Consider the following 22,354-nt stretch of genomic DNA (forward strand, 5'->3'; position numbering starts at 1 on the left):
CTGCGACGCAAAACAAGCCCCGGCGGCCACCCGCGCCTGAGGCCGGCGGGTCGGGGCAGGCAGGCCTCAGTCGTCGTCCTCGGGCCGGAGCGCCCATTTGCGATGCGACCACATCCACTGTTCGGGATGCGCACGGATCCAGTGCTCGAAGACGTCGTGGATGGTCTGGGTGGTGTCGAGCACGTCGAAGGTGCGATCCGCCGTGCGCGTCTGCTCGATGGTGGTGAGATGCAGGCGGAAGCGGGCGCCCTCGGTGCGGACCATGCAGCCGGCGACGATCGGCAGGTCGGCGAGGCGCGCGAGGCTGGCCGGAAACGGGTTGGCGTAGGCCGGCCGGTCGAAGAACACGACCTTGATGCCGCGCCGCTCGCGCAGGTCCGCGAGGAACCCGACGGAACCGCCTGATCTGACGATGGAAACGAGCTTCCGCGCCGTGGCGTGGCCCTTCGGATAGAGGCCGCCTTTGTAGATCGGCTCCCGCAGGCTCCGGACATAGCGGTCGACCAGCGGGTTCTGGATCGCCTGGTAGGTGCCGGCGACGGAGACGTTCCTGCCGAGCGCCGGCAGGGCGGCGACCTCCCAGTTGCCGAGGTGCAGGGAGACGAAGACGCAGCCCATGCGCGCCAGACGCCGGTAGCGGTCGACGTCCGCCGGCAGGTCGAAGCGCGACGGGTCGGCGACGAGCTCGTCGACATGGGCGCTCTCGGCGACGACGCGCCCGAGATTGTCCCAGCTCGCCACCGCGATCCGTTCGCGGGCGGCGTCGCTCAGCTCGGGAAAGGCGAAGGCGAGATGCTCGCGGACACGGGCATGGCGGCGCATGCGCGGTGCGAACGTGCGCCACAGGCGGCCGCTGATGCCCGAGGCCGTGTCGAGCGGCAGCGCCCGCAGCGGGGCGAGCCCGGCCCTGAGGCCGAGATATTCCAGCCGCATGCGCAGCGCGCCCAACGGGCCGGGATAGAAGGGCGACGTCGTCAAATCAGGGTTCCAGACCAGAGCGAGGGCGGCCGGTTACCGCCCCAGGGCGGCGCCGGCAGACCGGCGGAGCGAGGACGGGTAGGGCGGTTTCGGCCCGCCTGTCCATGGGCTTTGACGCCAGCCCGAGTTTGACCTTTGATGGAGCGCGCAGCCTGGACCCGATGGCCGGCTCTCCGACCGATTCGGGCCTGTGCCGGGAACGTCATCGATTTCAAACACCTGGCGGGGAAAATGGAAGTCCGTCCGATGCCGCGCTCTGCCCACCAGGCGGCCCCGATACGGTCGATGCCGCAGCCCGTCGAGACGCTCCTCCCGCCAGCCCGGTCGACATGAACCACGTCATCTCGCTCGCCTTTCCCTTCTTCGGCCTGATCTTCCTCGGCTACGGCGCGGGCAAGCTCATGGACATGTCGAAGGACGGGCTGGCATGGCTCAACTTCTTCGTCATCTACCTTGCGCTGCCGGCGCTGTTCTTCCAGCTGCTCGCCGAAACGCCCATCGAGCAGCTGGCCAGCTGGGGCTTCATCATCTCCACGACGGTCGTCACGGCGGTGATGTTCGCCCTGGCCTTCCTGGTCGGCTACCTGAAGACGCGGGGCGACGTGCGGGTGTCCGCGATCCAGGGCCTGGTCGGATCCTATTCCAACATCGGCTATCTGGGACCCGGGCTCACGCTGGCCGCCCTCGGACCTGCGGCGACGGTGCCCACCGCGCTGATCTTCTGCTTCGACAGCGCCTTCCTGTTCGTCATCGTGCCGATCCTGATGTCGGTGGGGAGCCGGGAGCAGGAAGGGGCGCTGCGCACCGGGCTCACCATCGTCCGGCGCATTCTGACCCACCCGTTCATCGTCGCGACGATCGCCGGCATCGCCGCGGCGGCGGTCGACTTCCAGCCGCCGGAGGCCGTCGACCGGCTGCTGTCGATGCTCAGGGCGGCCGCCGCACCGTGCGCGCTGTTCGCCATCGGCGTCACCGTGTCGAGCCGATCGATCCGGCGGGTGCCGGGCGAACTGCCGCTGCTCCTGGCGATCAAGCTGGTGGTCCACCCGGTTCTGATCTTCCTGGTGCTGAGCTGGGTCGGCGGCATCGATCCGCTGTGGATCGCCACCGCCGTGCTGATGGCCGGGCTGCCGCCGGCGACCAACTGCTTCGTGCTGGCGAGCCAGTACCAGGTCTATGTGGAGCGGGCATCGAGCGCGGTGCTGATCGGCACGATCGCCTCCGTCGTGACGGTGACGGCGCTCCTCTATCTCGTCACCCACGACCTGCTGCCGAAGGCGCTGTTCTGACGGACCGTCTCACGCCAGCGGCAGGCCGCGGCTGAGGCGCGGGGCGCCGATGCTGGGCGTCAGACCCTCGCGCATCATGAAGCGCCGGAGCGGGCCGAAGCGGGTGGCCGCGTAGAGGCCGAGCCCGCGCGCCGCCGAGGCCGGCAGGAAGCCGCTGAGCAGCGAGCGGTTCAGGAGATCGACGGCGAGCGTGCGGCTCTCGATGTCGGGCTTGCGGCTCTTCTCGTAGGCGGTGAGCGTGGCCGCGCCGCCGAGGTCGGCAGCGGATCGGCGCGCGGCGACCAGCACCTCGACCAGCCCGGCGATGTCGCGGAAGCCGAGATTGAGGCCCTGTGCCCCGATCGGCGGGAACCGATGACCGGTCTCGGCGATCAGCACCGTCCGGCGGGCGGCGAGCTTGCGGGCAACCATGCCGCCGAGCGGAATGGAGCCGCGCGACGCCTCGACGCTGACGGCGCCGAGAATCCGGTGGCTGCGGCGTTCGATCTCCCGGGAGAGGTCGCGATCGGACAGGGTCTCGATGCGGGCGACCTCTTCGGCGCGCTCGACCCAGACGAGGCTCGACCGGCGCGCTTCGAGCGGCACGACGGTAAACGGGCCGGACGGCGTGTGGAATTCGGTCGAGGTGTCGTGGTGCGGGCCGCTGTGGGCGAAGATCGTGACGAACGCGTGCTGGGGATAGTCCCAGCTGCGTACACCGATGTCGGCGGCTTCGCGCAGGAAGGAATGCGCACCGTCGGCGGCGACCGCCAGTTTCGCCGTGAGGGTCCGCTCGCCGGCGGTCAGCGTAATGGTCTCGCCCGTATGGACGACATCGGTGACGGGGGCCTGGATCCAGGTGAGGCCGGCCGCCCTGGCGGCGTCCCCGAGACTGTCGTTGAGGGCGTTGTTGGCGATGTTGAAGCCGAACGCCTCGAGACCGATCTCGCCGGCCTCGAAGGCCACTTCCGGGGCGCGGATCAGCCGGTTGGTGGCGTCGACGATTCGCATGGTGCGCATCGGCGCGGCATGGGGGGCCGCGGCATCCCAGGCGCCGGCCGCATCCAGCACGTTGACGGATCCGGTCAGCAGCGCGGTGGTGCGCGGGTCGGCGGCGTGGGTGGGCCCGACCAGCGCGACGTCGAAGCCCTGCGCCTTCAGGAGAAGCGCCGCGGTGAGCCCGGCCGGGCCGGCGCCGACCACGACGATCTCGTGGTGCGTGCTGGTATCGTGCTCGTCCATGGGGCGTCTCCGGATCGTCTCTCGCCGTGACCGTCGCTGCGATGCTAATATCCATGTGGCGGTCCCGGCGCGAGTGCCAAGGGCCGAAGCTCTTGTTCGGCGATGCGTTCGCTGCTTTCGTGAACGTCTCGCCACGTCCCGGACCGCCCATGCCGACCCGGCAGCCGCTTCATCATCCAGTTTCATCCGGTGACGCTGCGCCAGCCGCGCCACCGAGAGCGCCATCCCGAGGACCGCTCTCCCGCAGCCGCACGCTCGTGTACGGCGCGACGGCAGTGGCGGTTCTTCTGGGCTGGGCCTATCTGGGCGCCGTCGTGCTGGCCATTCCGGACGTGGCGCGGGGCACGCTGGGGCCGGGCATGAACCTGACGGCACTGGGCTCCGGCCCCAGCATCCCGGCGTTCCTGCTGGCGCTGTGCACGCCGGCGACGCTGGCAACCGGGATCGATCCGGCCGCCACCGCCGTGACGCTCGCCATGTGGGTGGCGATGGTGTTCGCGATGATGCTGCCGTCGGCGGTGCCGATGTTCACCACCTATTCCGACATCGCGGCGGAGGCCGCCCGCAAGAAGATGCACGTCCCCTCGGTGCTGGTGCTCGCCGGCGGGTACGTCAGCGTCTGGATCGGCTTTGCGGCACTGGCCACGGCGGCGCAGCTCGGCCTCGTCTGGCTGGGCACGCTGTCGCCGGCGATGACGCCGCTCGCCCCGGCACTTGCCGGGACGACGCTGATCGCCGCCGGCGCCTATCAGTTCACCTCCGCCAAGTACGCCTGCCTGGTGCGGTGCCGGGCGCCGTTCTCGATCCTGTTCACCCGCTGGCGGACGTCGGCGCACGGCATGTACCGGCTCGGGCTGGAGGAGGGGCTGTTCTGCCTCGGCTGCTGCTGGGCGCTGATGGTGGTGATGTTCGCCGTCGGCGTCATGAACGTCGTCTGGATGGCGGTGCTCACCGTGCTGATGGTGGCGGAGAAGACCGCCTCGGGACGCGGGCTGACCTGGGGCATCGGCATCGCGCTGATCGCCTGGGGCGGGCTGCTGCTGGCGGTTTCGGAGCCGGGCCGCCGCCTGATGGGACTTGCATAAGAACACGACGCAGCGGGAGCCTAAGGGGGCGCGATGGCGAACGAACCGTGGGAGCTGAAGGGGGAGCTGGTGCTCTCGTGCAACTGCACGGTGTTCTGCCCGTGCGTGCTGTCGCTCGGCCAGCACCCGCCGACCGAGGGCTACTGCCAGACCTGGGCCGCCGTGCGCATCGACGGCGGCCACTTCGGCGATGTCGACCTCGGCGGCGTGAAGGTCGGGCTGATCATGGAGATCCCCGGGCTGATGAGCCGCGGCAACTGGACGGCCGGCCTGATCGTCGACGACCGGGCCTCGATCTACCAGACCAAGGCGCTGACCCGGATCTTCACCGGCAAGGCGGGCGGCACCACCGCGCTGCTGTCGATCCTCGTCGGCCGCTTTCTCGGCGTCCATCGGGCGCCGATCAGCTACGGGCTCGACGGCGAGACGCGGCGGGTGACCATCGAGAATTACGTGGAAGGCGCGCTGACGCCGGTGACCGGCAAGGAACCTGGAGAGGCCGTGGTCATTTCCAACAGCCAGTACTGGATTGCGCCGGACATCACGGTATGCAAGGCGGAGCGCAGCAAGATGCGGGCGTTCGGCCGGAACTGGAATTTCGCGGGACGGTCGGCGGAGCTCTGCCGGCTGGACTGGCGCGGACCGTAAACCATAGCTCAGGGCACGCCGCCGCGGCGCGTGACCCGATTGGGGAATGATCGATGGAATGGATCTCTGATCCGCAGATCTGGGCGAGCCTCGTCACGCTGACGGTGATGGAGATCGTCCTCGGCATCGACAACATCGTGTTCATCTCCGTGCTGGTGTCGCGGCTGCCGCAGATGGAAGCGGACAAGGCACGCAAGATCGGCCTCGGCCTGGCGCTGATCATGCGGATCCTGCTCTTGCTGGTGATCTCCTGGATCATCGGGCTGACGGCGACGCTGTTCACGCTGTTCGGGGAGGCGTTCTCCTGGCGCGATCTCATCCTACTCGCCGGCGGCGCGTTCCTGCTGGTGAAGGGCACGCTGGAGATCCACGCCGGCATCGAGGGCGATGAGCACGGGGCCGGCGAGAAGGCCGCGCCGCCGTCGTTCTGGTCGGTGATCGTGCAGATCCTGATCATCGACCTGGTGTTTTCCATCGATTCGATCGTCACCGCCGTGGGCATGGCCCAGCACGTCGAGGTGATGATCGCCGCGGTGGTGATCTCCATCGGCATCATGTTCGTGGCGTCCGGCCCGGTCGCCGCCTTCATCAAGCAGCACCCGACGACGAAGATGCTGGCGCTGTCGTTCCTGCTGCTGATCGGCGTGGCGCTGATCGCCGACGGGCTCGGCTTCCACATCCCGCGCGGCTACATCTACTTCGCGATGGCGTTCTCGGCCCTGGTGGAGATGTTCAACATCGCGCGGCGGACCAAGCACGTCGCCCGCACGGGGCCGGGGACGGACGCGGGGCACTGACCCGCCGCCCGTCCACCGGAACCGGGCCGGATCGGGGCCGGGCGGGAGACCTCTCCCGGCCGGCCGTTCCGGCCCGCAGCAACAGAAAGGGAGCCGAAATGACCCACGCCATCGTCGTCCACAAGACCGGCGGACCGGAGGTCCTGAGCTGGGAGGAGATCGAGGTGGGCGCGCCGGGCCCCGGCGAGGCACGCGTCCGCCACGCGGCGGTGGGCCTCAACTACATCGACGTCTATTTCCGCACCGGCCTCTACAAGGCGCCGTCGCTGCCGTTCATCCCGGGCAACGAGGGCGCCGGCATCGTCGAGGCGGTGGGCGAGGGCGTCGACCTCGTCGCGCCAGGCGACCGCGTCGCCTACGCGGCGACGCTGGGCGGCTACGCCGAGGTGCGGCTGATCGAGGCCGACCGGCTGGTGAAGGTGCCCGACGGGATCGACGACAAGACCGCGGCCGGCATGATGCTGAAGGGCATGACCGCGCGCTACCTGCTGCGCAGGACCTACAACGTGACCCCCGGGACGACCATCCTGTTCCACGCGGCGGCGGGCGGCGTCGGGCTGATCGCCGGCCAGTGGGCCAAGCATCTCGGCGCCACCGTCATCGGCACCGCCGGGTCGCCCGACAAGATGGAACTCGCCAGGGCGCACGGCTACGACCACGTGATCAACTCGCGGACCGAGAACTTCGTCGAGCGGGTGAAGGAGATCACCGGCGGCAAGGGCGTCGACGTGGTCTACGATTCCGTCGGCCAGGACACCTATCCGGCCTCGCTCGACTGCATCCGGCGGCTGGGCACGTGGGTGCCGTTCGGCCAGTCGTCCGGGCCGATCCGGAACTTCGACCTGCAGATCCTGAATCAGAAGGGCGGGATCTTCACGACCCGCCCGACGCTGGTCCACTATGTGGCGGAGCGCTCCGAACTGGAGGAGACCGCGGCCGACCTGTTCGACGTCGTGGCCTCCGGCGCGGTGAAGATCCGCATCAACCAGGAATATCTCCTGAAGGAGGCCGGCCGGGCCCAGACCGACCTGGAAGGTCGGAAGACCACGGGCACGACGGTGCTGATCCCATGAGGCGAAGACGATGATCGAAACGGAGGTGGACAGTCGGTTCGCCGAGGCAGTCGCGTTCCTGCAGGCGCTGATCAAGGTGCCGTCCGAGAACCCGCCCGGCGACTGCGCCGAGGCGGCCGACACCATCGCCGGGCTCTACGAGGAGCTGGGCTTCACCGTCGAGGTGCACCCGGTGCCGGATCCGTTCGCCCGGCAGTTCGGGATGCGGAGCGCGACGAACCTGGTCGTCCGCCGGACGTTCGGCGACGGCAGCGGACCGACGATCGCGCTCTCCAGCCACGGCGACGTGGTGCCGCCGGGCGAGGGATGGAACAGCGATCCCTATGCCGCCAACATCCAGGGCGGCGCCATCTACGGGCGCGGCACCAACGACGCCAAGGGCGACCTCGCCACCTACGCGTTCGCGCTGCAGGCATTCGCGGCGTCCGAGGAGAGCCGCGGCGCCAACGGCACCGTCGAGCTGCACGTCTCCTTCGACGAGGCGACCGGCGGCTTCATCGGTCCCCAGTGGCTGATCGGCCAGGGCCTGTCGACGCCCGACTATGCGATCTGCGCCGGCTTCGTCGGCGCCGTCACCACGGCCCACAACGGCTGCCTGCACATGGAGATCCTGGTGCGGGGCCGCTCCGCCCACGCAGCCGTGCCCGAGGCCGGCCACGACGCGCTGGAGGCGGCGACGCCGATCCTGGTGGCGCTCTACCAGGAGCGGGCGCGGCTCGCCGGGGTGGTGAGCAAGGAAGACGGCATCGGTTCGGCGAAGCTGACGGTCGGGACCATCGCGGGCGGCATCCACACCAACGTGGTCCCGGACCGGGTGGTGATGAAGGTGGACCGGCGGCTGATCCCCGAGGAAAACCCGGAGGAGGTCGAGGCGCAGCTTACCGAGCTCGTCCATGCGGCGGCCGGCGAGCACGACGGCATCGAGGTGGAATGCCGCCGCATCATGCTGGCAGGCGCCATGCACCCCGTCGAGGGCATCGAGCGGCTGGTCGATCCGCTGCGGCGCCACGCGTCGGAGGTGCTTGGCCGGGATGTCGCGGTCACCGGCGCGCCGGTCTACACCAGCGCCCGCCACTATGCGGCCGCCGGCATTCCGACCGTGCTCTACGGGGCAAGCGCCCAGGTCACCGGCGACAACGACAGCCACGCGGCGGACGAGTCGCTCAACCTCGATGATTTCCGCAAGGCGATGAGGGTGGTCGCGCTGACGCTTGGCGACCTGCTCGGAGCGCGTCCGGCATAGCAGGGCGGGGCTTGCTGCCCCGTCAGTCCTCGACCGGCACCGGCGGCCGGGTGAGGAGCAGCGGCAGCAGCGACAGCACCTGCAGGGCCAGCAGCAGCGCGAAGCCGATCTGATAGCCGCGCGCGGTGGCGCCGCCGCCCTCGGCGGGGAAGAAGTCGAGGAATTCCCCGAACAGCCACTGGATCAGGAACGCCACCACGAAGACGAAGAAGTTGAGGGCGGTGTTCACCCGCCCCGAGGCGGAGCGCGAGAACGCCGGCGCCAGCACCGCGAAGCAGGACACCCCGACGGTGCCGGTCATCGCATAGAGCAGCCACAGCGGGGCTGCCGTCTGGGGCGGCAGCACGATCATCAGGAACTGCACGACGAAGAAGGCGAGGGTGCCGACGATCAGCACGCGCTCGGACGACCTGCCGCCGCGGGCTGCCTGCTGCACCAGCCAGCCGAAGCCGATGAAGCCGATCATCAGCGCGATGGCGATGACCGACAGCCAGGCGGCCGCGCCGCTGGCGGAGACCCCCGCCGCATCCCGGAGCCAGGGCCCGGCCCACAGGCTGCCGACCGACAGCAGGACGCCCTGCACCGTGCTCGAGACCGGGCAGAGGCGCCAGAAGGCCTTTGCCGACAGGATGTCGCGCAGCTCGCCCAGGAGCTGGCGCATCGGCGGGGCGCTGCCCTGCATGTCGCGGCGCGGCACCATCAGCAGGGTGGCGAACGAGGCCAGGACCGTGGCTGCGGCGATCACGTCGAACACGCCGCGCCAGCCCAGCGCCTGCACGAGCGCCTCGGTGGGCGTGCCCCCGAAGAACGCTCCGACCGAACCGGCCGCCATGTGCAGCCCGTTGATCATCGGAATGCGATCGGACGGGAACCAGAGCCGGTAGGCGGTGAACGACGCCGTCAGGCAGGTGGCGGTCCCCAGGCCGATGATCAGCCGCGCGATGCTGAGTTCGGCGAAGGAGGATGCGTGCGCGAACAGCAGGCTGCCGGCTCCGGCAAGCAGCATGAGCGAGGCCTGGACGCGCCGCGGCCCGAACTTGTCGATGAGGACACCGAACGGCAGCTGGGCCAGCGCGAAGGCGAAGAAATAGAGGCTGGTCAGCAGCCCGAGTTCACCGGGCGTGAGGCCGAACTCGACGCTGATCGGGTCGCCGGCGACCGCGTTGATGACGCGGGCGAGGTAGCTGATCAGGTAGCCCGCCGAGAACGGGATGAAGACGCGAACGAACGGTGACATGAAACCACGCATGAACAGCGCGGACGCTCGGGGCGGCTGACCGGGCGCGCGCGCCGCGGCCGAGCCGGGGCATCCCCGACAGAGCCGGGACCGCACTGCTATCGCGCTATCACCTGTCGTTGCAAGCGCTGCGATGCGCATGCCGCGACCGTCTTCGCGACAGCATCCGCTTGATCGCAATGACGTCTCGCGTTAGCGCGATAGGGCGCGGGCGGGAAATGCCGGAAGCGGTGCGCGGTCCGGCGGCACGCAGATGAGGGGCAGGTCGACAGTGAGGAAGCCAGGATCGCCATCACGCGTGTCGGACGCGTGGTTCTACCTCCTGGCAATGGCCGTCGGCCTCTTCACCGGCGCCGTCGGCACGGTCTTTCACCTCGTCGCCGATTCCATCCTGGTCTGGCATGCGGCCTCGGCAGGCCGGTTCGGCATGCCGACGGCCATCGGCCTGACGGCCGTTACCAGCTGCGCGATGGTGGTGGGCGCGGTCTATCTGGTGCGGCGGTTCGCCCCCGAAGCCGGCGGCTCGGGCGTCCAGGAGATCGAGGGAGCGCTGGAGGACCTGAGGCCGCTGCACTGGCGCCGGGTACTGCCGGTGAAGTTCTTCGGCGGGCTGCTGTCGATCGGCAGCGGCCTCGTCGTCGGCCGGGAAGGCCCGACCATCCACATGGGCGCCAGCATCGCCGCCGCGCTCTCCGAATACGCGCGCCCCGGCAAGATCGAGCGGAAGGGCCTTCTCGCGGCCGGCGCCGCTGCCGGTCTCGCGGCGGCCTTCAATGCGCCGCTGGCGGCCGTCCTGTTCGTCATCGAAGAAACCCGCAAGCAGTTTCCCTACACCTTCCGGACCTATATGGGCGTCGCCATCGCGGCGGCGTTCTCGACACTCGTCACCGAAGAAATCGCCGGGGTCGGACCGGACCTGCCGATCGACGGGCTTGCCGTCGCGCCGCAGCACCTGATCGCCTTCGTCGCCCTGGGCGCGGTGCTGGGCCTGTTCGGCGTCGGCTTCAACCGCCTGCTCCTGATCTCCCTCGACGCCGTCCAGAGCATCGGCCGGGCCACCAATCCCTATGTGTTTCCGGCGATCTGGGGCCTCGTCATCGGCGCCCTGCTGATCGTCTATCCGGGGGCCGCGCAGGGCGGCGAGCGGCTGATCCTGACGCTGGTGAGCGAGCACTGGACCGTGCTCGGCCTGTGCATGCTGGTGGTGCTGCGGCTGGGATCGACCATGGCCAGCTATTCGGTGGGCGCACCGGGCGGCATCTTCGCACCGATCCTGACGCTGGCCACCTCGATGGGCCTCGCGCTCGGCGCCGCGGTGGCGCTGGTGCTGCCGGACGCCGAGGGGCTGCCGGTGGCCTTCGCGATCGCCGCAATGGGCGGCCTGTTCACCTCGACCATCCGCGCCCCGATGGTCGGTATCGTCCTGGTGCTCGAACTGACCGGGTCGTTCGACCTGCTGCTGCCGGTCTTCGTCACCTGCGTCGTTTCCAACATCGTGGCGGAGTCGCTCGGCGGACGGCCGATCTACGAGCAGCTGCTGGAGCGCACCCTGCGGCTCGCCGGACAGCCGGTTCCGCCGGCCGACGACGAAAGCCTCCCCGTCCAGCTCGGCTGGGAGAGCGGCCCGGAGCGGGATCCGGGCACCGACAGGGGCGGGGACGGAAGGCGCGGCTAGCGTCCTTTTCGGAATGGAAAGCGCGACGGCTCCATCTCTCCGTCTCATTTCGGCAACATTGTTGTTTATCGGTAACGTTTCGCGTGGCGACTCGGCCCCAAGCTTTTCGGATTCATGACCTCGAACGACATCTTCATCACACAACCCCTCGGCAGCAACGGCAGTGACCGGAATCGCTGGGTGCGCATCCTCGGGCTGTGGATCGTCGGACTGGCGCTGATTTCCGTCACCGTCACGTTCATGGTGCTGACGGGGCTGACGCCGATCGCACCCACCAAGCGGGTGGTGCACGCCGCGTTGATGATCAACGGCGCGCTCGTCGCCGTGCTGTTGCTGGGCGTCGCCTGGGAGATCCGCAGCCTCTGGCTCGCCCGCAGGGAAGGGCGCGCCGGATCGCGCCTGCACGTGCGGATCCTCGCGCTGTTCTCGCTGATGGCGGTGCTGCCGGCGGCGCTGGTCGCGGTGGTCGCCGTGATCACGCTCAACCGCGGCCTCGACCGCTGGTTCGAGGAGCGGACCCGCGCGATCGTCGACAATTCGGTGGCCGTGGCGGAAGCCTACATCGAAGAGCATGCGCGCGTGCTGCGCGGCGACCTCATCGCCATGGCCCTCGACATCGATCGGGCGCGACCGCTCTACGACCACGAGCCGGCGCGCTTCGACACCTATCTGCAGACCCAGACCTCCCTGCGGCTGCTGCCGAAGGCGTTCCTGCTGTCCTCCGACGGCAACGTCATCACCAGCGCCATCATCAATCCCGACCTGGAGATCGCGATGCCTCCGGAGGCCGCGCTGAAGCGCGCCGAGGACGGCAATCCGGTGATGATCGCGCCGGGCGATGCGGACCAGGTCGGCGGCATCGTGCGCCTGAAGGCCTACGACGACCTCTATCTCTACATCGCCCGCCCGATGGATCCGCGCGTGCTGGCCTATCTGCGGCTGACCCAGGAGAATGCGGAAGAGTACAAGTCGCTCGACGACAGCCGGCTCGGGATGCAGGTGGCGTTCGCGCTCGTCTATGCCGGCGTGACGCTGGTGCTGCTGGTTTCGGCGCTGTGGCTCGGGTTCGGCTTTTCCAACCGTCTGGTCGCGCCGATCCGCGGGCTGATCGACGCCGCCGACTCCGTCTCGCACGGCAACCTGTCGACCGAGGTGTCGATCAATCCCCACGACGGCGATCTCGCCCACCTTGGCGAGACCTTCAACACGATGACGACGCAGCTCCGCTCGCAGCGCGAGGAGCTGCTGTCGGCCAACGAACAGATCGACCAGCGCCGCCGCTTCACCGAGGCCGTGCTGGCGGGCGTCACCGTGGGCGTCCTTGGCATCGAGCCGGACGGAACGCTGTCGCTGGCGAACCGCTCGGCGGTCGAGATCCTCGGCGTCGACGAGGGCGACCTGGCCGGCCGGCCGCTCAGGGATTGCGTGCCCGAGCTTGCCGGGCTGATGGACACCGGCCCGCGGCTGGGCTTCCGCGCACGGCAAGGGCAGATCACGCTCAACCGCGACGGCAAGGAGCGGATCGTGGCGGTGCGCATCACCGTCGACCGGTCCGACGCGCGGCGCCAGGGCTGGGTGGTGACGTTCGACGACATCACCGATCTCGTATCCGCCCAGCGCACCTCGGCGTGGGCCGACGTGGCGCGCCGCATCGCCCACGAAATCAAGAATCCGCTGACGCCGATCCAGCTCTCGGCGGAACGCCTGAAGCGCCGCTATGGCAAGCGCATCGAGGACGACCGCGAGGTGTTCGACCAGTGCGTCGACACGATCATCCGCCAAGTCGGCGACATCGGCCGGATGGTCAACGAGTTCTCGTCGTTTGCGCGGATGCCGAAGCCGGTGATCGAGGAACGCAACCTGACCGATGCGGTGCGCGAAGGCGTCTTCCTGCAGAGCGTCGGCCACCCCGGCGTGAAGGTGGACACCGCCTTTCCGGAGGAAAAGGTCATGGGCCGGTTCGACCACCGGCTGATCGTCCAGGCGATTTCCAACCTCGTGAAGAACGCCGCCGAATCGATCGAGCAGGTGAGCGAGGAGGAGCGGGCCGCCACGCCGGGCCGCATCGACGTGACGATCCGCACCGAGAACGACAATCACATCATCGAGATCGTCGACAACGGGATCGGCCTGCCCCAGGAGGGCCGCCAGCGGCTGCTGGAGCCCTATATGACCACCCGCGAGAAGGGCACGGGCCTCGGCCTCGCAATTGTCGGAAAGATCGCCGAGGACCATGGCGGCCGCGTCGAGCTGCTCGACGCCAAGGCCGCCGGCCACGATCATCGCGGCGCCTGCGTGCGGCTGATCCTCGCCGCGGCCGGGCCCGGCGACGGCGCCTTGCCAGCCATTCAAGCTTCACCGTCTTCACCCACAGATCCGGGTTAGGGATTCATGGCCACCGATATTCTGATCGTCGACGACGAACGGGACATCCGCGATCTCATCGCCGGTATCCTGGAGGACGAAGGCTTCTCCGCTCGTACGGCCGCACACTCCGACGAGGCGCTCGAAGCGATCACCACGCGCAAGCCCAGCCTGGTGTTCCTCGATATCTGGCTGCAGGGCAGCCGGCTCGACGGCCTGGCGCTTCTCGACCAGATCAAGGAGCAGCATCCCAGCCTGCCGGTGGTGATCATTTCCGGTCACGGCAACATCGAAACCGCGGTCTCCGCCATCAAGCGGGGCGCCTACGACTACATCGAGAAGCCGCTCAAGGCCGACCGGCTGATCCTCGCCGCCGAGCGCGCGCTGGAGGCCTCCAAGCTGCGCCGCGAGGTCGCCGACCTGAAGGCGCGGGCCGGCGAGGCGAGCGAGCTGATCGGGCAGTCGGCGGCGATGAGCTCGCTGCGCTCGACCATCGACCGGGTGGCGCCGACCAACAGCCGGACGCTGCTGTCCGGACCGTCGGGGTCGGGCAAGGAACTCGTCGCGCGGTCGATCCACGTGTCGTCCCAGCGGGCCGACGGGCCGTTCGTCATCGTCAACGCGGCCACCATCACCCCGGAGCGGGTGGAGGAGGCGCTGTTCGGCACGGAATCGTCGAACGGCGGCGCGCGTGCGGTCGGCGCGCTGGAGGAGGCGCACGGCGGCACGCTCTACCTGGACGAGATCGCGGACATGCCGCTGGAGACCCAGGGGCGGATCCTCAGGGTGCTCGTCGACCAGACCTTCACCCGCGTCGGCGGCTCCACGCGGGTGCACGTCGACGTCCGCATCATCTCGTCGAGCGCCCGCGACCTGCAGGCCGAGATCGAGGACGGCCGGGTGCGGGAGGACCTGTTCCACCGTCTCAGCGTGGTGCCGATCCGGGTGCCGTCGCTGGCCGAGCGGCGCGAGGACATCCCGGTGCTCGTCGATCACTTCATGCGGCAGATCACCACGGCCTCCGGCCTGCCGATGCGCATCATCGGCGACGACGCCATGGCCGTCCTGCAGGCGCACGACTGGCCCGGCAACATCCGCCAGCTGAAGAACAACGTCGAACGGCTGCTGATCCTCACCCGGGACCAGGACGTCAACGAGCCGATCTCGGCGGATCTGCTGCCGTCGGAGGTTGGCGCGCTGGTGCCGCCGCTGTCGTCCGGCCCGGGCGGCGAGCATTTCATGGCCCTGCCGCTCCGGGACGCGCGCGAGATCTTCGAGCGCGACTACCTCAAGGCCCAGATCAACCGCTTCGGCGGCAACATTTCGCGCACCGCGGAATTCGTCGGAATGGAACGCTCCGCCTTGCATCGTAAGCTGAAGTCGCTAGGCATCGCGTGAGGAAGGTCGGCGGCATGCGTCGCCACCAGACCTGTGAGCTGACAATGGGCGCCGCGACCCGGACCGTCGGCGCGGCCGGACGGGCGAGCGAGGACGAATGCGCATCGTGATTTGTGGTGCCGGGCAGGTCGGTTTCGGCATTGCCGAGAAGCTCGCCCAGGAAGAGAACGACGTGTCGGTGATCGACACGTCGGCGCGGCTCGTCAACATCATCCGCGACACGCTCGACGTGCGCGGCGTGGTCGGCTACGGCTCGCACCCCGACGTGCTCGCCCAGGCGGGCGCCGAGGATGCCGACATGCTGATCGCGGTGACCCAGGCCGACGAGGTCAACATGGTCGCCTGCCAGGTGGCGCACACGCTGTTCAACGTGCCCACCAAGATCGCCCGCATCCGGGCCCAGAGCTACCTGCAGCCGCACTACCAGGACCTGTTCGCCCGCGATCACCTGCCCATCGACGTCATCATCTCTCCGGAGATCGAGGTCGGCGAGACGGTGCTGCGCCGCCTGTCGCTGCCGGGGGCGGTGGAGACCGTGATGTTCGCCGACGGCCTGGTGTTCGTGGTCGGCATCCTGTGCACCGAGGACTGCCCGGTCATCGACACGCCGCTGCGCCAGCTGACCGAGCTGTTCCCCGATCTCGGCGCCGTGGTCACCGGCGTGTTCCGCAACGGCCGGCTGTTCGTGCCCCAGAGCGACGACACGATCTTCGTCGGCGACCTCGTTTACGTGGTCGCCAAGCTCGATCAGGTGCGCCGCACGCTGGGCATCTTCGGCCACGACGAGCCGGAGGCGAAGCGGGTGGTGATCGCCGGCGGCGGCCACATCGGCGCCTACGTGGCGCGCGAGCTGGAACGGCGCAAGCCGAACGTGAAGGTGAAGATCATCGAGCAGTCCCGGCAGCGCGCCGTCGAGATCGCCGACGAACTGCGTCGTACGGTGATCCTGCACGGCTCGTCGCTCGATCAGGACATCCTGCTGGAGGCCGACATCCAGGACGCCGACGTGCTCGTCGCCGTCACCAACGACGACCAGGCCAACATCATCGCCGGCGTGATGGCGAAGACGCTGGGCTGCAAGCGCAACCTCAGCCTGATCAACAACGCCAGCTATCCGGCCTTCGCCCACGCGCTCGGCATCGACGCCTACGTGAACCCGCGGGCGGTGACGATCTCGCGGGTGCTCCGGCATGTGCGCAGGGGCCGCATCCGGTCGGTCCATTCCTTGCAGAACGGAGCGGCGGAGGTCATCGAGGCCGAGGCATTGGAGACCTCCTCCCTGGTGGGCAAGCCGCTCAGGGACCTGAACCTGCCCGAAGGCATCCGCATCGGCGCGATCTACCGGCGCAAGCAGGCGATCACCCCGCAGGGCGACACCCAGATCCTCGCCCACGACCGGGTGGTGATCTTCGCGCTGGCCGAACAGGTCCGCCAGGTGGAACAGATGTTCCGGGTGAGCCTCGAATTCTTCTGAGCCCCGCGCCCGACGGCGCGCGCCGATCGACCGAACTTCGCATTGGAGTGATCATGAGCCGCATCGCCTACGTCAACGGCCGCTACCTGCCCCACGACCAAGCTTCGGTCCACATCGAGGACCGCGGTTACCAGTTTTCCGACGGCGTCTACGAGGTCTGCGAGGTGAAGGCCGGCGCGCTGATCGACACCACGCGCCATCTCGACCGGCTGGAGCGCTCGCTGTCGGAACTGGAGATCCCGGCGCCGATGGGGCGCCGGGCGCTGAGCGGGGTCATGCGGGAGGTCGTCCGCCGCAACCTGGTGAAGAACGGCATGATCTACATGCAGGTGACCCGGGGCGTGGCGCCGCGCGAACACACCTATCCGGCCGAGGGCACGCCGTCGGCGCTGGTGATCACCGCGCGCGCGGCCGACCCGCGCAAGGCGGCAAAGGCGGCCGAAGACGGCGTCGCGGTCATCTCCGTGCCGGACAACCGCTGGGAACGGGTCGACATCAAGTCGGTCTCATTGCTGCCAAACGTGATGGCCAAGCAGAAGGCGAAGCGGGCAGGGGCCAAGGAAGCCTGGTTCGTCGATGCGGAGGGATACGTGACGGAGGGCTCGTCGACCAATGCGTGGATCGTCACCACCGAGGGCGCGCTGGTGACCCGGCCGGCCGAGCACGGCATCCTGAAGGGCATCACCCGGGCCGCGATCCTGGATCTCGCCAAGCGCGACAACCTCACGGTCGAGGAGCGCCCGTTCACCCTGGAAGAGGCCTACAAGGCGCGCGAGGCGTTCATCACGGCGGCGACGACCCTGGTGATGCCGGTGGTGCGCATCGACGGCCACGCGATCGGCAACGGGCGGCCCGGCTCGATCGCGAGCGGCCTCAGGGAGCGCTTTCACGAGGTCGTCGAGGCAACCGCAGTCTGAGCCATGGCAAGGCGCTGGCACGCGATATGCAGCGTGCCGGATCGGGCCATCATCCGGCGTCCATTTCCACGTTGCGAACCGTAAGGAGATCAACCATCTAACTGTGAATGAACACTCCTATAACGGTGGATGATGCCGTCGCGTGTGGGCGGCATCCAATCAAGCAACCACCAAATAAGAAGGTAAACCAAACTTATGGCCGACCGTACACAAAATCTACAAGACACCTTTCTGAACTATTGCCGCAAGAACAAGACTCCGCTTACGATTTTTCTTGTGAATGGTGTCAAGCTTCAGGGCGTGGTGACCTGGTTCGACAATTTCTGTGTACTTCTGCGCCGCGACGGACATTCGCAGCTGGTCTACAAGCATGCGATCTCGACCGTCATGCCCAACCAGCCGGTGCAGCTTTTCGACCCCAGCGACGAAGCGACGGGAGGCTGATTGGAACACCGTCCGCATGAACCGTCCTTGACGGCTGACCGTGCCCCGAATGGCACGGCGGACACCGCTGCGGCGCGCACGCGCGCGTTCGTCATCCTGCCCGACCTGAAACAGACGGCCGACGCGCGCAGCGCGTCGGCCGGAAGTTCCGCGCCGGCCCGCACGCCGGAGGCCCGCCTCGAGGAGGCGATCGGCCTGGCGCTTGCCATCGATCTCGACGTGGTCGCCTCGGGCGTCGTGCGGCTCGCCGCGCCGCGACCGGCGACCCTGTTCGGCACCGGCAAGGTCGAGGAGATCAAGCTCCAGATCACCACCGGCGACGTCGGCCTCGTGGTCATCGACCGGCCGCTGTCGCCGGTCCAGCAGCGCAATCTGGAAAAGGCGTGGGGGGTCAAGGTGCTCGACCGGACCGCGCTGATTCTGGAAATCTTCGGCGACCGCGCCAACACCCGGGAAGGCGCGCTGCAGGTGGAACTCGCCCATCTCCAGTGGCAGAAGAGCCGCCTCGTGCGGTCTTGGACCCATCTGGAGCGGCAGCGCGGCGGCTACGGCTTCCTGGGCGGCCCGGGCGAAACGCAGATCGAGGCCGACCGGCGCATGATCCAGGAACGGATCACCCGGCTGGAACGCGACCTCGAGAGCGTTCGGCGGACGCGCTCGCTTCACCGCAAGAAGCGCAGCCGCATGGACCAGCCGGTGGTGGCTCTGGTGGGCTACACCAACGCCGGCAAGTCGACGCTGTTCAACCGGCTGACCGACAGCACCGTCTTCGCCCAGGACCTGCTGTTCGCCACCCTCGATCCGACGCTGCGCCGGGTGACGCTGCCGCACGGGGTGGAAATCGTCCTGTCCGACACGGTGGGCTTCATTTCGGAGCTTCCCACCCATCTCGTGGCGGCGTTCCGCGCGACGCTGGAGGAGGTGGTCGAGGCCGACCTGATCCTGCACGTGCGCGACATCGCGCACACCGACAGCGCCGCGCAGTCGGCGGACGTGGCAGCGACCCTGGAGGCGCTGGGCATCGACGCCCTCGAGCCGGGCCGGCTGATCGAAGTCTGGAACAAGATCGACCTGCTGCCCGACGCCCAGAGGGACAAGCTGCTGGCCGAAACCGGAACCGAGACGGTGGCCGTGTCGGCGCTGTCCGGCATGGGCGTCGACCGGCTGCTGGCGACCGTCGAAGGCAGGCTGACGGAAGGCCGCGACCGCGCAAAGGTGCGGCTGCCGGCCGCCGAGGGCGAACTTCTCGCCTGGATCTACCGCTCCACCGAGGTGCTGGAACGGGTCGACGGAGACGACACGGTGCAGCTGACGGTGCGGATCCCGCCCAGCACGGCCGACCGATTCCAGGAGCGGGCAGGGGCGTTCGTCATTTCCTGACGCGCACCCTCTCCGGGTCGCGGCCTGTGACGGCCGGATCCGGTCAGAGTGCCCGCCTCCAGATCGACCGGGTCTCGCCGGAGCTCAACTGCGCTCCAGGCGCTTGGCCTCCTGCCAGAGGGCTTCCATCTCGTCGAGGCCGGCCGCGTCGGGCGTGCGCCCGGCCCGCGCCAGACTGGCCTCTATGTGGCTGAAGCGGCGGCGGAATTTCGCATTGGTACCGCGCAGCGCGTCTTCGGGATCGACGTGAAGGTGGCGGGCAAGGTTGGCAACTGCGAACAGCAGGTCGCCCAATTCGTCGGCCACCGCAGCCCTGGAGGGCACGTCGGCGGCGAGGGCGGCTTCGAGCTCGTCGATTTCCTCGCGGATCTTGGCAAACACCGGCCCCGGCGCGCCCCAGTCGAAACCCACCTTCGAGGCCTTCTTCTGCAGCTTTTCGGCGCGCGTCAGGGCGGGCAGGGCCATCGGCACGTCGTCGAGACGGCCGGCGGGCGCAGCTCCTCCCGGTGACCCCGAACGCTCGGCCTTCAGGCGCTTCTCCTCGGCCTTGATCTCGTCCCACAGCGCCTTGACCTGTTCGGGCGGCAGGTCGTGCGCATCGCCAAAGACGTGGGGATGCCGGCGCACGAGTTTGGCGGTGATCGCCTCGACCACGCCGCCGAAATCGAAGGTGCCGTCTTCTTCGGCCATGCGGGCGTGGAACACCACCTGGAGAAGCAGGTCACCGAGTTCGTCGCGAAGATCCTCCGGGTCGCCGCGTTCGACCGCGTCGGCAACCTCATAGGCCTCCTCGATGGTGTAGGGCACGATGGTGTCGAAGGTCTGCTGGACATCCCAGGGGCAGCCGGTCGCCGGATCGCGCAGCCGCGCCATGATCTCGATGAGACGGCCGATGTCGCGCGACGGGGTCATCGTCATTCGGTTTCCTGTTGCCTGGAGGTGCGGTCGATATGCCCGAGATCGCGGTCCGGGTCCATGTGGTCGCGGACCCGCTGCTTGAGGCTCTTCACATCCGGAAAGCCACCGTCGCGCACACGCTCCCAGAGCAGCGTTCCATCGATCTCGATGCGGAAGGCGCCGCCGGTCGCGGGAACGAGCGTGACCGCCCCAAGCTCTTCCGAAAAGGTCGACAGCAGCTCCTGGGCCATCCAGGCGGATCGCAGCATCCAGTTGCACTGGCGGCAGTACGTGATGGTGACGTGTGGCTTGTCGGTCATGGGGCTCGACGCCTCCGCAGGCAAGGATGTGGCAAGAGGAGCCCGGCCTCAGCGAGACCCGGCCGGGCGCTCGTCCTCGATCGGGAACAGCCAGTCGTAACCGAGATTGAAGACGAACGCATAGACCCCGTAGAAGATCAGGAATCCAGCCTGCATGACCACCGCGTTCCAGAGGCTCATGCCCAGGAACCAGGCAATGAACAAAACGAGAATGACCACAAGCACCGCCTGAAACAGGCCGGTGTGGAGAAAGCGGATCGGCAGCGTCTTCCTGGTGCTGCCGCGCACCCGCAGCATCGCCAGGTCGAAGCCGAGATTGTAGACGTAGTTCCAGGAAATCGCGATCAGCGAACACGCGACGGTCAGCGCGCCCATGGTCAGCGGCGCAACGCCGAACACCCAGGCGGCAAGCGGCGTCGAGAGTGCCAGTCCGATGATCTCGAAACTGATGACGTGGCGCAGCCGATCGCGGACCGTGCGCATGGCGGGCTCCCGGGTGAGCGCGTCGCGTCCGATCGCAGGCGCGGATGCCCGGAGCGACAAGCCGACGATGTCGAGGCCTCGACTTAGCGCATTTCGCGTTCAGATCGAAGCGAACCGATCGACACCGAAGGCCTGCGGCGATCGATGCGCTGGCGCGACGCGCGGTCTCGTGGCGTGAGCGGCACCGATCGACGATCGTGGCACTGCGCAGTCGGTTGGTGGACGAAGGCGGACGGCGCACGTCAGGACCATGTCGCGAGCTTGCCCGGTGCGGCGCCACGCGGCCGGACCGGCATCACGACGATCCAACCGGAGTGGTCATTTGCCAGACGAGGGCAGTCGTTGCAGACGCCTGAACGCGAGGGTCACGGTCCATCCCCGGCATGATCCGTAAGTCGCATAAGATGCATTATGGAACATAATTGAAGGGTTGCTGAGGGTATGTATGGCCAGTTGCCGCGGCCGTCGACGTCGCTGCTCCGGTCGCCACGACGCCAGACTGCTGAACCGGCTGCGGCGAGCCACCGATACCCAGCCGTATGGCGTGCAGCGTCGCGCCGGAAACGTCGCCGGTGAAGCATCCAAGCGTGTATGGGAATTCGCGCGTCAGTCGATAGGCGTAGCCGTAGATCATGGCGCCGATCTGCACATATTCACGGCGGCCGTGGCATGCATCCAGATCGGCGTTGGTCAGCACCCGTCCGGTGGCATCCCGCATGCCGAGAATGGGAAATCCGTCGAGCGCCCATCCAACGAGGACATTCCCGTCCGATCCCGGCAGGCACGGTGAAGCCCCGTAGTAGTGATAGTGGCCTTCACGCTGGGGCCGCCCACCGCAACCGTCCAAGACGTGGTGAGCCTGCGCGTCTCGACCGCCTTCGTCGAGCGCGCCGTAGAATGCGACGCCGGTGACGGTGAAGCCGATCATGCCGCCTGGAAGGCAGTTGGGCGCCTCGGCCGGAAACGGCGCGCGCGGAATGGCGAAGCGGAGCCGCCGGGCTTGGATCGCGTACGGCTCCAGGTCGAAGAACCGCGCGGGATCATCCGACGCCATCGGGAACGAACCCGTCGGTACGTCGATCGGCAAGCCGTTGCTCGTGACGATCATGGCATCCCGGTCGAACTCCAGATGAAAGAGCGCAAACGGCCACATCAGCTGGCCGCTGACGGTGGGTTTGCCGTCGGGCGTCCACGTGTCGCCGTGCAACCAGCCGCCGATGATGTCCGCCCCGGAGTTGAACGTGTGGCGACATGCGAAGACATGCCCCGGTCTGGGCTCAGGACTGACATGACGGTCGCCCAGCGGAAGGTCAGCAGCCGTGTCGCGCTCGCCGGCGGTTGCCTGGAACGCGGTCAGCAAGGCCATGAGCAACAGCGTGCCGGCGCCTTTGAGCATATCGAGTGTCACCCCCCAATTCGGTGAACGGATAT

General features: G+C 68.4%; 20 protein-coding genes. 13 read left to right on the top strand and 7 right to left on the bottom strand.

The features are described from left to right. Positions 1 to 66 precede the first annotated feature (66 nt). Complete coding sequence (locus tag ACSSVZ_RS09455) at positions 67 to 978, bottom strand: lysophospholipid acyltransferase family protein (protein ID WP_453969561.1); 912 nt, start codon at positions 976 to 978, stop codon at positions 67 to 69. Between the two features lie 329 nt (positions 979 to 1,307). On the opposite strand from ACSSVZ_RS09455, the gene ACSSVZ_RS09460 reads away from it, so the two are divergent. Then, positions 1,308 to 2,267: an AEC family transporter gene (locus tag ACSSVZ_RS09460; RefSeq protein ID WP_453969562.1), complete on the top strand. Its 960-nt coding sequence runs from the start codon at positions 1,308 to 1,310 to the stop codon at positions 2,265 to 2,267. Positions 2,268 to 2,276: 9 nt separating this feature from the next. Here the strand turns inward: ACSSVZ_RS09460 and ACSSVZ_RS09465 are convergent, their stop codons facing one another. Next, complete coding sequence (locus ACSSVZ_RS09465; protein WP_453969563.1) at positions 2,277 to 3,488, bottom strand: UbiH/UbiF family hydroxylase; 1,212 nt, start codon at positions 3,486 to 3,488, stop codon at positions 2,277 to 2,279. 275 nt (positions 3,489 to 3,763) lie between these two features. Here ACSSVZ_RS09465 and ACSSVZ_RS09470 point away from each other — a divergent pair, with 275 nt between their 5' ends. The 5 genes from ACSSVZ_RS09470 to ACSSVZ_RS09490 all read left to right on the top strand — a co-directional run bounded on the left by ACSSVZ_RS09470 (position 3,764) and on the right by ACSSVZ_RS09490 (position 8,334). After that, the gene (locus ACSSVZ_RS09470; protein WP_453969564.1) at positions 3,764 to 4,573 is read left to right on the top strand and encodes a DUF2182 domain-containing protein; all 810 of its coding nucleotides are present in this window, start codon (positions 3,764 to 3,766) and stop codon (positions 4,571 to 4,573) included. A gap of 33 nt (positions 4,574 to 4,606) precedes the next feature. After that, positions 4,607 to 5,221: a DUF1326 domain-containing protein gene (locus tag ACSSVZ_RS09475; RefSeq protein WP_453969565.1), complete on the top strand. Its 615-nt coding sequence runs from the start codon at positions 4,607 to 4,609 to the stop codon at positions 5,219 to 5,221. A 53-nt stretch (positions 5,222 to 5,274) separates the two neighbouring features. After that, positions 5,275 to 6,018: a TerC family protein gene (locus ACSSVZ_RS09480; RefSeq protein ID WP_453969566.1), complete on the top strand. Its 744-nt coding sequence runs from the start codon at positions 5,275 to 5,277 to the stop codon at positions 6,016 to 6,018. Positions 6,019 to 6,116: 98 nt separating this feature from the next. Further along, positions 6,117 to 7,091, top strand: a complete 975-nt coding sequence (locus ACSSVZ_RS09485; protein WP_453969567.1) for a quinone oxidoreductase family protein — start codon at positions 6,117 to 6,119, stop codon at positions 7,089 to 7,091. Between the two features lie 10 nt (positions 7,092 to 7,101). Beyond that, a complete protein-coding gene (locus tag ACSSVZ_RS09490; RefSeq protein WP_453969568.1) occupies positions 7,102 to 8,334 on the top strand; it encodes a M20/M25/M40 family metallo-hydrolase in 1,233 nt (410 codons plus the stop codon). Positions 8,335 to 8,356: 22 nt separating this feature from the next. Here ACSSVZ_RS09490 and ACSSVZ_RS09495 read toward each other — a convergent pair whose 3' ends face one another. Continuing rightward, positions 8,357 to 9,571, bottom strand: coding sequence for an MFS transporter (locus ACSSVZ_RS09495; protein ID WP_453969569.1), 1,215 nt, complete (start codon positions 9,569 to 9,571; stop codon positions 8,357 to 8,359). Between the two features lie 298 nt (positions 9,572 to 9,869). Here ACSSVZ_RS09495 and clcA point away from each other — a divergent pair, with 298 nt between their 5' ends. The 7 genes from clcA (at position 9,870) to hflX (ending at position 19,223) form a co-directional block, all read left to right on the top strand. Then, entirely contained in the window at positions 9,870 to 11,246 is a 1,377-nt protein-coding gene (clcA, locus tag ACSSVZ_RS09500) for a H(+)/Cl(-) exchange transporter ClcA (RefSeq protein WP_453969570.1), read from the top strand. Between the two features lie 114 nt (positions 11,247 to 11,360). Beyond that, entirely contained in the window at positions 11,361 to 13,631 is a 2,271-nt protein-coding gene (locus ACSSVZ_RS09505; protein ID WP_453969571.1) for an ATP-binding protein, read from the top strand. Between the two features lie 6 nt (positions 13,632 to 13,637). Continuing rightward, positions 13,638 to 15,008 carry a nitrogen assimilation response regulator NtrX gene (ntrX, locus tag ACSSVZ_RS09510; protein ID WP_453969572.1) on the top strand — a complete coding sequence of 457 codons (1,371 nt, stop codon included), beginning with the start codon at positions 13,638 to 13,640 and terminating at the stop codon, positions 15,006 to 15,008. 97 nt (positions 15,009 to 15,105) lie between these two features. After that, a complete protein-coding gene (trkA, locus tag ACSSVZ_RS09515; RefSeq protein ID WP_453969573.1) occupies positions 15,106 to 16,482 on the top strand; it encodes a Trk system potassium transporter TrkA in 1,377 nt (458 codons plus the stop codon). 53 nt (positions 16,483 to 16,535) lie between these two features. After that, positions 16,536 to 17,399: a D-amino-acid transaminase gene (locus ACSSVZ_RS09520; RefSeq protein ID WP_453969574.1), complete on the top strand. Its 864-nt coding sequence runs from the start codon at positions 16,536 to 16,538 to the stop codon at positions 17,397 to 17,399. Between the two features lie 195 nt (positions 17,400 to 17,594). Further along, complete coding sequence (gene hfq, locus ACSSVZ_RS09525) at positions 17,595 to 17,843, top strand: RNA chaperone Hfq (protein ID WP_453969575.1); 249 nt, start codon at positions 17,595 to 17,597, stop codon at positions 17,841 to 17,843. Between the two features lie 27 nt (positions 17,844 to 17,870). After that, positions 17,871 to 19,223 (top strand): GTPase HflX, encoded by a 1,353-nt coding sequence (gene hflX / locus ACSSVZ_RS09530; RefSeq protein WP_453969576.1) that lies wholly within the window; start codon positions 17,871 to 17,873, stop codon positions 19,221 to 19,223. 84 nt (positions 19,224 to 19,307) lie between these two features. Here hflX and mazG read toward each other — a convergent pair whose 3' ends face one another. The 4 genes from mazG to ACSSVZ_RS09550 all read right to left on the bottom strand — a co-directional run bounded on the left by mazG (position 19,308) and on the right by ACSSVZ_RS09550 (position 22,331). Beyond that, complete coding sequence (gene mazG, locus ACSSVZ_RS09535; protein WP_453969608.1) at positions 19,308 to 20,135, bottom strand: nucleoside triphosphate pyrophosphohydrolase; 828 nt, start codon at positions 20,133 to 20,135, stop codon at positions 19,308 to 19,310. A gap of 2 nt (positions 20,136 to 20,137) precedes the next feature. Continuing rightward, positions 20,138 to 20,440, bottom strand: coding sequence for a SelT/SelW/SelH family protein (locus ACSSVZ_RS09540; RefSeq protein WP_453969577.1), 303 nt, complete (start codon positions 20,438 to 20,440; stop codon positions 20,138 to 20,140). A gap of 48 nt (positions 20,441 to 20,488) precedes the next feature. Further along, the gene (locus tag ACSSVZ_RS09545; protein WP_453969578.1) at positions 20,489 to 20,923 is read right to left on the bottom strand and encodes a PACE efflux transporter; all 435 of its coding nucleotides are present in this window, start codon (positions 20,921 to 20,923) and stop codon (positions 20,489 to 20,491) included. Between the two features lie 409 nt (positions 20,924 to 21,332). After that, positions 21,333 to 22,331 (bottom strand): YHYH protein, encoded by a 999-nt coding sequence (locus ACSSVZ_RS09550; RefSeq protein ID WP_453969579.1) that lies wholly within the window; start codon positions 22,329 to 22,331, stop codon positions 21,333 to 21,335. Positions 22,332 to 22,354 lie beyond the last annotated feature (23 nt).

The organism is Amorphus sp. MBR-141, assembly GCF_053628695.1.